The organism is Brasilonema sp. UFV-L1, assembly GCF_012912105.1.
Taxonomy (GTDB): domain Bacteria; phylum Cyanobacteriota; class Cyanobacteriia; order Cyanobacteriales; family Nostocaceae; genus Brasilonema.
The window spans coordinates 1-12363 of sequence record NZ_QMEA01000011.1 but is presented as its reverse complement, the minus strand read 5'-3'; the positions used below and the strand labels follow the sequence as shown (position 1 = coordinate 12363).

General features: G+C 42.3%; 11 protein-coding genes. 8 read left to right on the top strand and 3 right to left on the bottom strand.

Annotated features, from left to right (window positions below; translation table 11 throughout):
* Positions 1–4 precede the first annotated feature (4 nt).
* Together gcvT and gcvH are read left to right on the top strand one after the other, a co-directional pair.
* Positions 5–1141, top strand: a complete 1137-nt coding sequence (gene gcvT / locus DP117_RS05535; protein ID WP_169217331.1) for a glycine cleavage system aminomethyltransferase GcvT — start codon at positions 5–7, stop codon at positions 1139–1141.
* Between the two features lie 285 nt (positions 1142–1426).
* Positions 1427–1813, top strand: a complete 387-nt coding sequence (gcvH, locus tag DP117_RS05530) for a glycine cleavage system protein GcvH (protein WP_169217330.1) — start codon at positions 1427–1429, stop codon at positions 1811–1813.
* Between the two features lie 183 nt (positions 1814–1996).
* Here the strand turns inward: gcvH and DP117_RS05525 are convergent, their stop codons facing one another.
* Both DP117_RS05525 and DP117_RS05520 read right to left on the bottom strand, forming a co-directional pair.
* Positions 1997–2740 (bottom strand): cobalt-precorrin-6A reductase, encoded by a 744-nt coding sequence (locus DP117_RS05525; protein ID WP_169217329.1) that lies wholly within the window; start codon positions 2738–2740, stop codon positions 1997–1999.
* Positions 2741–2791: 51 nt separating this feature from the next.
* Positions 2792–3628, bottom strand: a complete 837-nt coding sequence (locus tag DP117_RS05520) for a metallophosphoesterase (RefSeq protein WP_169217328.1) — start codon at positions 3626–3628, stop codon at positions 2792–2794.
* Positions 3629–4138: 510 nt separating this feature from the next.
* On the opposite strand from DP117_RS05520, the gene DP117_RS05515 reads away from it, so the two are divergent.
* From DP117_RS05515 to DP117_RS05495, 5 genes are all read left to right on the top strand, one after another.
* Complete coding sequence (locus DP117_RS05515) at positions 4139–4504, top strand: Lin0512 family protein (RefSeq protein WP_169217327.1); 366 nt, start codon at positions 4139–4141, stop codon at positions 4502–4504.
* Positions 4505–4632: 128 nt separating this feature from the next.
* Positions 4633–5028, top strand: coding sequence for a nuclear transport factor 2 family protein (locus DP117_RS05510; RefSeq protein ID WP_169217326.1), 396 nt, complete (start codon positions 4633–4635; stop codon positions 5026–5028).
* 107 nt (positions 5029–5135) lie between these two features.
* Positions 5136–5474 carry a hypothetical protein gene (locus DP117_RS05505; protein ID WP_169217389.1) on the top strand — a complete coding sequence of 113 codons (339 nt, stop codon included), beginning with the start codon at positions 5136–5138 and terminating at the stop codon, positions 5472–5474.
* Between the two features lie 73 nt (positions 5475–5547).
* Positions 5548–7200, top strand: coding sequence for an NAD(P)H-hydrate dehydratase (locus DP117_RS05500; protein WP_169217388.1), 1653 nt, complete (start codon positions 5548–5550; stop codon positions 7198–7200).
* Between the two features lie 73 nt (positions 7201–7273).
* The gene (locus DP117_RS05495) at positions 7274–7762 is read left to right on the top strand and encodes a DUF4385 domain-containing protein (protein WP_169217325.1); all 489 of its coding nucleotides are present in this window, start codon (positions 7274–7276) and stop codon (positions 7760–7762) included.
* A gap of 56 nt (positions 7763–7818) precedes the next feature.
* Here DP117_RS05495 and DP117_RS05490 read toward each other — a convergent pair whose 3' ends face one another.
* Positions 7819–10623, bottom strand: coding sequence for an EAL domain-containing protein (locus DP117_RS05490; protein WP_248277538.1), 2805 nt, complete (start codon positions 10621–10623; stop codon positions 7819–7821).
* 427 nt (positions 10624–11050) lie between these two features.
* On the opposite strand from DP117_RS05490, the gene cbiD reads away from it, so the two are divergent.
* A complete protein-coding gene (gene cbiD, locus DP117_RS05480; RefSeq protein WP_169217324.1) occupies positions 11051–12166 on the top strand; it encodes a cobalt-precorrin-5B (C(1))-methyltransferase CbiD in 1116 nt (371 codons plus the stop codon).
* The last annotated feature ends 197 nt before the right edge of the window (positions 12167–12363 follow it).

The window sequence follows — 12363 nt, the reverse complement described above, 5'->3', positions numbered from 1 at the left end:
ACCTGTGGCTAATCAAGAAGAAGTCATCTTATCCTTAGGGCGATCGCCTTTATTTGAACTTGCACAAGAACTCAAAGCACGACTCACCAATTTTGGCGGTTGGGAAATGCCCGTGCAATTTGTTGGCATTAGCAAGGAACACGAAGCTGTCAGAAATGCAGCAGGGATGTTCGATATTTCCCACATGGGTAAATTTACTCTGCAAGGGAAAAACCTGATTTCTCAACTGCAGCTTTTAGTGCCTTCAGACTTCAGCCGCTTGCAGGCTGGTCAAGCTCAATACACTGTTTTACTCAATCCTCAGGGTGGTATCATTGACGACATCATCTTTTACTACCAAGGCGAAAACGCCGCTGGTGAACAACGAGGAGTGATGATTGTCAATGCGGCTACGACTCACAAGGATAAAGCATGGCTGTTGCAACATCTTGACCAAAATGAGATACAGTTTCAAGACCTTTCACCTAAAAAAGTCTTAATTGCTGTGCAAGGACCAAAAGCAATTACCATTCTTCAGACTTTGGTGCAAGAAGATTTAACATCTGTTAAAGCATTTGGGCATTTGGAGGGGACAGTACTGGGTAAACCAGCATTTCTTGCCCGCACAGGTTACACCGGGGAAGATGGCTTTGAGGTGATGATAGATTTAGATGCCGGGGTAGAATTATGGAGAAGTCTGCTGAATGCTGGTGTCATTCCCTGCGGACTAGGTGCGAGAGACACCCTCCGACTAGAAGCAGCAATGGCACTTTACGGGCAAGATATTGACGACACGACGACTCCATTAGAAGCTGGTTTAGGCTGGCTAGTTCATCTTGATAGCAAAGGAGACTTTATTGGTCGATCAGTTCTGGAACAGCAGAAAGCTGCTGGAGTTGAACGACGACTGGTAGGTTTACAAATGCAAGGACGTAATATTGCCCGTCATGGCTACCAAGTACTCTCAACAGGTGCCGTTGTTGGAGAGGTGACTAGTGGTACATTATCACCAACGCTTGGTTATCCTATAGCCTTAGCCTATGTTCCAACAGAACTAGCGACTGTTAGTCAGCAGCTAGAAGTGGAAATTCGTGGCAAAGCTTACCCAGCGGTTGTGGTAAAACGTCCATTTTATCGCTCAAAAAATCGTGTTACTCAGTAAGTGCTGAGTTAACCCCTAGCCCCTTTGGGGCGCTACGCAAACGCTTAATTCAAAATGGACCGGAGGCTGCGCGGCGCAGGCGCAGCTGCGTCCCGCTGCGCTAACACGCATTATAAATTCAAAATGAAGACAACTAGTGGGGCTTGTACCCAAAGTTTTTAAATTCAAAATTGTTTCTTAATTTTTGAATTTTGAATTTTGAATTTTGAATTGTTTTGTCATGGGTACTATAGCTGTAAATCGCTATCGTAGTGGTAATTGTTTTGATGTGGACGAGGAAGTGATATGCCCTTTGAATATCCTGAAGATTTGAAATACCTAGATACTCATGAATACGTGCGTCTCGAAGGTGAAATTGCTACCATTGGCATTACTGAGTTTGCCGTAGATCAACTAGGCGACATTGTGTTTTTGGAACTTCCAGAAATTGGTGATGCTGTCTCTAAAGAAGAAACTTTTGGCACAATTGAATCGGTGAAAGCTGTGGAAAACCTGAATTCCCCAGTCACTGGTACAGTCATAGAACGCAACGAAGCTTTGATAGAATCACCAGAACAATTGGCAGAAGACCCTTATGGGGAAGGGTGGTTACTGAAAGTACGCGTCAATCAACCAGGTGAAATTGATGATGCCTTGAGTGCGAATGAATACAGTGAGCAGGTAGGAGGGTGAGTGAGAAAGTGAGAGTTTAAAGAAGTGAGGGCAATACGGTTCGGTTAAGGGTAGTTCGGTGCTTAGAAACCCGGTTTCTTTTAGAAACCGGGTTTGCGGTCCGGGTGCTTATCACCAAGCGTATTAAAAGTGAGGGTTTTTATACCCTCCCGCATGACTTTGATAAGAAACAATTTCTCAAATTCACAATAATTGATTGATCAACCACGCTACAGCACTCTCAACATCGCTGACTTGTTCTCCTACTGGAGTCGCTGGACGCTTTACCATTATCACCTTCACCTCAAGTTCCCGCGCTGCGATCATCTTGGCATAGGTAGCATCACCGCCACTATTCTTACTCACGATTGTATCAATTTGATGCTCAATCAAAAGTTTTCGCTCATTTTTTAGGGCAAAGGGACCGCGATCGCACAATATCACTCCTGATGGTACCAATGCATCTGAGGCAGGAAGCTCGATCAGTCGCATCAAAAACCAAATATCCTCCAAGCTAGCAAAGGGTGCAAGTTGCTGCCTACCGATAGTCAGGAAAACTCGTTTGCCAAATTCAGGTAATACAACAGCGGCGGCTTCCACACTCTCAACTTCAACCCACTCGTCATCAGGAAGGCGTTCCCAAGCCGGACGGATAAGCATTAAATGCGGTATTTTGCAAGTCGCTGAGGCTGCAGCGGCGTGAAAAGATATCTGCGTGGCAAAGGGATGAGTTGCATCAATGAGTATGTCTATTTTTGCTTCAATTAAGTATCTTACCAGCCCAGTTTCACCACCGAAACCGCCAATACGTAGTATTCCTGCTGGGGCTTGTGGTTGACTGGTACGACCAGCAAAAGATGTGATAACTTCTACCTCTGGGATAGCCGAGGCTTTCGCGGCCAATTCTGCTGCATCACCTGTTCCGCCAAGAATAAGAAGACGTTTCATACAGACCTCAAGTTGCGAGTTATTGGTTCAGATGTATACTAAGGGCAAGCTCTAAGACTTCATCTTTGTTATGACAACAACTCGAGTGTCTACATTCAGCACTTGTACCTCTTCAGGCATCGTTGTCATTGGTACTCTCCAGTGTGAATGACCGCAGATGACTAATAAATTACTCCCTTTTGTTAATTCAGCACGAATTGACTCATTCCCCGTTAATCTGGCTTCTGCATCGTTGGGACCTTCATGTAAAATTAAAATGTCTGGTGACTCGTTGAGAAGTTCCTGTATCAGTTCTCTAAAATCTTCTTCAGGACGACGAAAAGGCTTAGTTTTTTTACCAATAATTCCTGAAATTCCAGCAATGTGAATTCCATCAAGACAAGTGAGATTGCCATCTAAATAATGTATGCCTTGTCTATTTTGAAATGCTTGGATTTCCTGTGGAGTTTTGCCAATACTGTCGTGATTTCCACCTACCCCAGTAACCCACCGAAAACGGCTACTGAAAGCTTGCCAAACTTCACGCACATCTCCTACTCCACCACGCTTATCTAGCTTTGCGTACAGGTCTCCTGCTAAAATGACACCTGTTGTTTGTGGAGATGGAATCTTTCCTGATTTGGCTAAATTTGCTAGTTCTTCACAAACAAGATGACCAAGCAGACGGTGATTGCGCGGGTCAACTCCTTGTAAGTCGCTAGTCGCAATAATAGCTTCTAAGCCATCTGGTAGTGACTCCACTTTTGCTAACAAAACAGGCAAAACTCTGTGAACCCTACCAATACCATTGGGTGAATAGGTAATGAATGGTATTAGATGAATGGGTCGTTCACAAATAGAAGTTATGATAGTTCTTGTTCGGATATGGTACAAAGAATCATGGGACATGGTATGATTTGCCTAATGCCTATCCGGTTTTGGCTAATTTGGGTGGAAATATCACTTATAAATCTCTATTATGATTGAAATAGAGAAAATTACTCCTAATAAGTAAGATTAGAATACTCTAAACACATAAATTTAACCATTTGTCTACAAGACTCAGCATGGATTTGCTGGTTTCCTGTCTAATATAACTTGTGAAGCTTCGCCGCCTATTTCTGCTAAAAAAAGGAAGCTTTTGTTCTATGAAAGCAGGAAAGACAGTTCTGTGATTTGAGATAGTACCGATAAGTGACTACTTACCAGTCTAACTCTTGATTACCCAATGAAATCGCTTCTTGTTGCAGTATTGTCAAGTATTGAAAACTGATTTGGTGCTAACTTTGGAAAAGTCCTGTTTTTTCCAAGATTCCACCTGCTGTCAAGACACAGCATACTATTGTCTCTATTGCAACAGATAAATCCAAAATCTTGTAGGCTGAGTTAAAGAACAAAACTTTACAATCAGAGGTTACCGTGGTGCGCAAACGCTTAATTATTGAAATGGGGATGGGAGTGGATCAGCATGGACAAGAACCAACGGTTGCAGCAGCAAGGGCTGTAAGAAATGCGATCGCCCATAATGCTTTACCTGGTGTTTGGGAAGTCGCGCTCTTGAGTGACCCAAATGAGATGATTGTTGAAGTTCAAGTTGCAGTCCCTTATCCAGAACAGGTACGGGAAGACGAGGTTTTAGCTGTATTGCCTTTTGGTCGCAAAAGTCTCACTGTTGAATCTGGTGGAATGGTCGTTCAAGGTAAAGCAATGCCAGAACTCAATGATAAAAATGACGAAATGTTGATCGCGATCGCCGCAGTGACGGTTTTGGTTGACAATGAGTAACCAAGTCAGTCAGTTCTTAATATAGTCAGAATAGTCAGAAAAGAAATATCACACTCTTAATTGATTGACATCACTGATAACTGAAGATTTTGCATGCTTCCCACGCTTTCAAAAAAATATCGTAAGCCATGTCCGAAACCAACTCAAAAACTATCGAAGCCATTATTACTTCCTACTTTGCTAACATTGCAATGATGAACCCAGAAGGCTGGGTAGAAAACTTTGCAGAAGATGCTGTCAGTTACGATCCAGTCGGACATCCGCCAACAAAAGTCCATGAAGGGTTTCGGGATTTTATAGGGCAATTACAAGCAGCATTTGAGAAACTCGAACCACACACAGACCACATCTTTGTTGCAAGCAATGAGGCAGCAGTAAAATGGACAATGCGGGGAATCAGTAAGAATAGCAAGTCAGTCACTTTTGAAGGCATAACAATTTTCGAGATTAACGATTCTGGTAAAATCCAAACAACTCGCGCTTACTGGAACCCTGTATTACTACTGACGCAATTACGTTCTTAAAAGATTGTAAACTCCTTTTCTTCGCTGTGCGCTAAACTAAAGACATTGAGGTGAATATCTCTGGCAGTAAGTCCAATGAACAATTTATCTTCATTACTAATCGTCAGATGTCTCAAAAAGATCACGAATCAATCCAAATTCAAGAGATAAATAACCTCAAGCCAGTACACTTTGCTGATTTAATTAGAACTGCACAGCTCGTTTTTGACCCAGGCAAAGGAGTATCTGGAATACACAGAGAAATTGACTGGAAAGAATTCGGTATTCCTGATGATGTTGCGGAAAATTTGAAAATTCTTGGTCAAGAGTATCGCTATGCATCTCCCCATGTACCCATTGAAGAAATTTGGAGTAAATTAACTCCACCAACTCGTATTTGGTTCATTAAAAATAAAAACGAGTTATGGGGATTTGAGGAAGCTTTCCCAGCTCTTGATGAAGATTAAAACTCACATTCCACACTCTCAAGATAAAGATAAAGTAGGAAAACAGTACTCAGCATTTCAGGACTCACAACTGATGCAAGACAGGCAAGAACAAATTGCACAAGTCGTCGTCACCGCACAGCAAATGCGCGATATAGAAGAGCGTATTTTTGCAGCAGGAATGCCTGTAGCGGCTTTGATGGAAAAAGTGGCAGGACTGATTGCTCGTCGTGTTCAGGATATCTACCCCCTTTGTTGGAGAACTCAAGAGCTCTTGAGCACAGAAGTTCTTGAACTGAGGGGAAGTTCTCCACCCCTATCCCGTATAGGAATTCTCGTCGGTCCTGGTCATAATGGTGGTGATGCTTTGGTTGTTGCCCGTGAGTTGCACTTTCGTGGCTATGAAGTCTTGATATATTGCCCTTTCTCTAAACTTAAGGAATTAACTTCACAGCACTTGCAGTATGCTAAGAATCTAAGCTTACCATGTTATGACTCTATTGAGCCACTGCAAAATTGTGATTTATTGATTGACGGGTTGTTTGGATTTGGTTTAGAAAGAACACTCACAGAGCCAGTAGCGACTGCTATCAATCAACTTAATGAATGGAACAAACCGATTATTAGTATTGATTTACCTTCTGGGTTACAGACAGATACTGGTGAAGTGTTGGGAACTGCAGTACGTGCTACCTACACGTTTTGCTTAGGTTTGTGGAAGCTGGGTTTATTGCAAGATCACGCTCTCAATTATGTTGGGAAAGCCGAGTTAATAGATTTTGATATTCCCTTGGCTGATATACAAGCTGTACTAGGCGATTCACCAAGTATTAAACGTATCACCAAAACAACAGCTCTCTCGGTTCTGCCTTTACCTCGTCCGCCAGTCACTCATAAATATAAAGAAGGACATTTACTCTTAATTTGTGGTTCGCGTCGGTATTCGGGAGGAGCAATATTAACTGGCTTGGGAGGGCGAGCAAGTGGTGTAGGAATGCTCTCAATTGCTGTGCCAGAATCTCTCAAAGCAATAATGGTAGCACAGTTGCCCGAAGCTCTGATTATTGGTTGTCCAGAAACAGAATCTGGGGCGATCGCCCAACTGCAACTCCCAGAAAATACTGATTTGAGTTCATTTAGTGCGATCGCCTGTGGTCCCGGTTTAACGCGAGACGCTAGCCCGATTTTACAAGAAGTATTATATAGCACTAATCCCTTAGTTCTGGATGCCGACGGTTTGAATATTCTGGCTCAGATAGGAACCCCCCTCAACTCCCCCCTTGCTAAGGGGGGAGCTAAGAGGGGGGTGCGACAAGCAATCACAGTACTTACACCACATACTGGTGAATTTAAGCGGTTGTTTCCTGACATTCCTGATGCTAACCAGGATAGGGTAAAAGCAACGCGGGAAGCAGCGGCGCAAAGTGGTGCAGTGGTTTTATTGAAAGGCGCAAGGACTGTAATTGCTAACTCCCAAGGAACCGTCTGGATTAATCCGGAAAGTACCCCAGCTTTGGCGCGTGGTGGTAGTGGGGATGTCTTAACTGGGCTGATTGGCGGATTATTGGCGCAAGCTTCTTCTAAAAAGATTGCTGTCGAGGAGATTGTTGCAACTGCTGCTTGGTGGCACTCTCAAGCGGCTATTTTAGCAGCACAAGAGCGGACAGAGTTAGGAGTCGATGCTCATACCCTAACCAATTATCTTAGCGCTGTTTTAGTGTCAAGTTTTACAAAGTTAAGACCATAATCATAACAACGTACTGACTCACCATTAAACGTTTGTCTTGGGTCAAAACCCTTTTGCTGCTCTTATAGAATGTATGTTTGATTATTCTTTAGATTTCCATCATCTAAATTTTCGAGAAAATCCTGAACTCTATCGCGTGGGTAAGGGTGAACAGGGAGTACTTTTGGTAGAACCATATAAATCAGAAATTCTTCCCTACTGGCGGTTTAAAACTCCGGAGATTGCGAGAGAGTCTAGCGAAAAAATTTACCAAATATTTTTGACATATTTGGAACAGGATGATTTTGTTGGTGCGGATATGGCGCGCAAGTTTTTACAAATGGGGTACACACGAGCACGCCGCTACGCTAATCACAAAAGTGGTAGAAAGTACAAAACTAATCCTCAAAAAGAAACTTCTAAGGAAGCTCAGATACAAGCCAGAAAGAGTATTTTACCAAATGAAGTAGACCCTGTTAAAGCTGAATCAGCAGGAATCTTTAAAGAAAAGTGGATACAAGCAAAGACAAATGAAAAGTACCTCCAACTCTTAGCAAAGCATAAACAAATGTATGAGGGTTGACACTTTCAAATATAATGATTACCAATTGGCGTGAGGTACGTTTTGAGTTGCTTACGCTATGATGTAGTACTCCCATGTAGAAGGATTTCTGTCGCTTTTTCGGCAGGAAGAGGTCGGTAGAACAAGAAACCTTGCACATCCTCACAGTGAATAGATTTTAAAAACTCTAACTCTTCTTCTTTTTCTACCCCTTCAGCAGTGAGTCTCAATCCTAAGCTGCGCCCCAAAGCAACGATCGCCTTAACGATGTGAGCAACTTTAGTATCTGTTGTTAAGTTTTGGATAAACGACCTATCAATTTTCAAGTTATGGAGTGGCAATAGTTGCAAGCGTGATAGCGAAGAATGACCTGTACCAAAGTCGTCAATAGAGAGACGAACGCCCATATTTTCTAACTTTTGCAGGACACTTTCAGTAAAATATAAGTCTTCAATAGCGGTTGTTTCTGTAATTTCTAACTCTAAAAAACGTGGCTCTAGCCCCGTCTGCTTTAAAATCATTGCTACAGTCTCTACCAGTTTGGGTTGGCGGAACTGTTTGAGAGAGAGATTGACAGCTATTGTTAGAGAAGGTAATCCTGCTTGCTGCCAGATTTTATTTTGTTTGCAAGCTGTCTGCAAAACCCACTCTCCAATAGGAATAATTAATCCACTTTCTTCTGCAAGAGGAATGAAAACATTGGGAGCCACTAATCCCATTTCTGGGTGTTGCCAACGCAATAGAGCTTCCATACCAGTAATTTTTCCTGTCGCAATATTAACGCGAGGTTGGTAGTACAAGACCAACTCTTCTCGCTCTAAAGCATGGCGTAAACTCTTCTCCATATTCAAGAGTTTCGGAGTCTTAACACTCAAAGAAGCGCTGTAGAACTGATAGTTATTCTTACCAGCATCTTTAGCTTGATATAGAGCAGCATCTGCATATTTGATTAAAGTTTCAGCATCACTACTGTCGTCATTGAAAAGAGCAATGCCTAGGCTCGCAGTAACATAAAATTCATTTCCTTCAAGATAAAAAGCATTTTCAAAAGCTTGCAGGATTCTGCGAGCCACATGGATGACTTCTTCAACTTGATGAATGCGAGGCAGCAGGATAGTGAATTCATCGCCTCCCCAACGAGCAACAGTGTCCCCTGCTCTGAGGGCATCTCTCAATCTTTTTGCGACACTTCTTAACAATTGGTCTCCCTGCGTGTGTCCAAGACTGTCATTAATGCTCTTGAACTCATCCAAGTCGAGAAATATCACGGCTAAACTTTCGTCATTTCGCTTTGCATTTGGTATTGCGTTGGAAAGTAGTTCGTTAAATAATAAGCGATTAGGTAATTCAGTGAGCAAGTCATGAAGCGCCTGATAGCAAATTCTTTCTTCTACCTGCTGACGTTGCTTAGCACCACTGATGCTAGTTGCCATTGCTAAAAGAGTTGACTCTTCGTGCTTTGACCATCGACGTTCACAACTACAGTCAGCCAAGCCCAAGTAACCCCAGAGTTTTTCATCCAGCCGCAAAGGTACTAAAAGCAGAGATTGAATACCGCATCGGATCAGAAGTTCTTGTTCAGCAGTAGGCAATTCTCGCGTCAATCCGCTAACAGACTTTCCACTTTCTAGTGCAGTCTTCCAGCGAACCAGTCCAAAAGCCTGAGCAGAGTCATCTTGCCAGTGGTACACAGAAGGTTCATGATTAGAACACGTCCATTCAAACCTCAAGTTTACAACCATCTCGTTTGTTACAGGATGAAGATTGTTCTCGAAGAGGTAGACACGATGTGCTTGGGCAGCTTTGCCCAGCACAGCAAGAGCCTTATCAATAGCTTTTTCGTAGTTCAATTCTGCCAGCAAATAATTTGTTGCTTCAGCAACTGCTTGCAGTAAGCAATCTCGTTGACAAAGTTCTGCTTCAACTTGCTTTTGTTGTGTCATCTCTCTAACAATGAAAGTCCTGATTAAATCACTTTCAGCAAGGTAGTGAATGGATTGTTCAAACACTTCTCCATCAACTTCTACTTCCCGAACAAAAGAATTTTCTTGATCATTTTCAACTGCACTCAGCAATCCTGCTAAGATGGGGTGCTGGTGACCAGTTTCTCTAAGATTGGGAAATTTGAGGGCAGCAGCAGGATTGAGATAAGTTAAGCTTCCCTGCAAATCAATCTCAATGATTGGATTAGGAATGAGTTCAGGGAATGATGCTAGACGCGCTAAGGTAACTTCACTCGCTCCTTTGAGGGCAGGATTATGAGGAAATATGAGGGTTTGTGAAGGATGAGTTGGATTGGCGTTCGCTTCTGAGGTCCTAGCCTCCAACTGTTCTGAAGGAACGCTTGCCTCGTCTGTTTCAGAGACGGGTAAGGGGTTTCCCTTTTGGAAACCTCTTGGGGCTGTACGGGCGATCGCTAGCCCCTTTGGGGGCGCTGCGCAAACGCTGCTGCGCTGCCCGCAGATCGCGAATATTAACTTAGATATATCTTCAACTTCGTAAGATTCAGAAAACACTCGTTCTGATATATTAGCAATAGTATAGTACTCGCCTCTAACTTGATTGCTCCCGAACTCTATAATGTCTCCATGCATCAAGTCATGAGAAAAGCATTTTGCACCGTTGACGAATAAGCCATTTGTACTTCTTTTACCCTTAAAACTACCATCAATCATCCGAAATGTGTATTGCTTTGTCTCTGGAACAGTAACTCGCAATAGAATTGCGTGTTGCCTAGAAACTGATCGAGAACACAGAACAATAGCATTTCTCAAATCCCGCCCAAGAGAATAACTTACCTCTTGAAGGGGGATAGTTCGCTGCCCTTGAAGGTCTTTTATAACCAAAAGGTGGCGTATTTTTTCCCGCTCATTTTTTGGCATTGTTCTTCCTTAAAATCTTATATCTTCGGGCTAACGAAGTCACAAATACCGCTTTCATAGATCGTATTTTTCTTCCTTAAATACTTAGAATAAAGTGAGAGTGCTCGTGTCAAAAACGGTACATTTGCTGAATTTTGACAATGAGAAGATAATAAATCTACAGAAAACAAATATAAAGTCTCAAAGGACTACCAGAATATCAAATTTCAGGGTAAGTTCTAGCAGAAAATACCAATAAAAATAATAAGATTGTGTAATCTTGTACTTTGAAAAACTTAAAAATATATTATTTTTATTTTGATAGAATAGTGAAGAAAAGGCAAGATATCAATGCTTGCTTGAATTTGCCCTCGCGATATTCCACATCCGCAATTGTCCCCTATAGTAGAAGCAAAGATGTTTCTAAAAACTCACTTATAATAGCCATATGGCTCGTACAGGTTATACACTGCCAGTGTTTGCAGTAGCGGCTGCTAAAGCTGCTCTGATGCATCTGCGTGAAAAAATAGACTCTCAACTCTTGGTTGAAATTGACCTTCTTTCTGAAACAGCAGAGATTCCGATTAGTCAGGTAGCAGCTTTAGACTCTCAAAGTGCCTTGGCAGTAACACTGAGTGATCCAGGTGATAACTTAGATTTAACAAGAAACATGCCGATTTGGGCTTGGGTGAAGTTGTCCGAGAGGCAATCTCAAGTCCTCATTTTAGAAGCAGGAGAGGGTTTGGGAAAAACAGCCTCTGGAGAACCAGCGATTTACAGCTATGCCCAGCGCTTGTTTGATGCCAATTTACTACCACTCATTCCTCCAGAACAAACGGTAACTGTATCAATTATTTTTCCTGAAGGTCGTCAATTGGCACAACGTACCTCGAATGAAGCTTTTGGTATTTTAGAGGGGCTAGCTTTGTTGGGAACCAGTGGAATTTCTCAACCTTTGTCGGCGGCTGATCATTTAGAAGAATTTCGTTTGTCGTTGCAAGCTAAAGTCAAAGTTTGTCCTGATTTAGTGTTTTGTATTGGTAGCAATGGTATGCAAGTTGCACAACGTTTAGGCATACCAGAGTCGGTGATTGTGCAAACAGGCAACTGGATTGGTGCAATGCTTGTCGAAGCTGGACTATACCAAGCAACTTCTGTTTTGCTGTTGGGATACCAGGGCAAATTGATTAAGCTGGCAGGTGGTATTTTCAATACGTCTAGTCATTTAGCAGATGCCAAATTAGAAATCATGAGTGCAGCAGTAGTTGCTGTTGGTGGTGATCTACAAGTAGTCAGGGCAATTTTAGATGCGAAAACTGCTGATGCAGCACACAAAAAATTAACAGAACTGGGATTAGCAGAATCTGTATTTGGGATACTGGCTGAAAAAATTAGTCAAAAGGCTCAAGCTTACGTGCAAAAATATGCCAATGTTGCCCTTAAAGTTGGTACTGTATTGTTTGACCGCAAAGGCGAAATTATCAGTCAAGACTCGCAGGCAAAAGAATTGTTGTTAAGAAAGAACTCAGAACAAAGAACTCAGGAATCAGAATTCATTCAATAATTTGACCTTTGAAAGAACGAAGGTTTAACAGTTACCAGTTATCAGTTATCACTGTTCATTGTGTACTGTTTACTGTGTACTGTTGCGATCAGCCTCCGGCTTATCACTCACAATTAAGATGTACGGTTGCGCAACGCGCAACCGTCTAATCACTAGGTAACGTTAAATCGTAGTTAATCGCATTAAATCTCTATTAA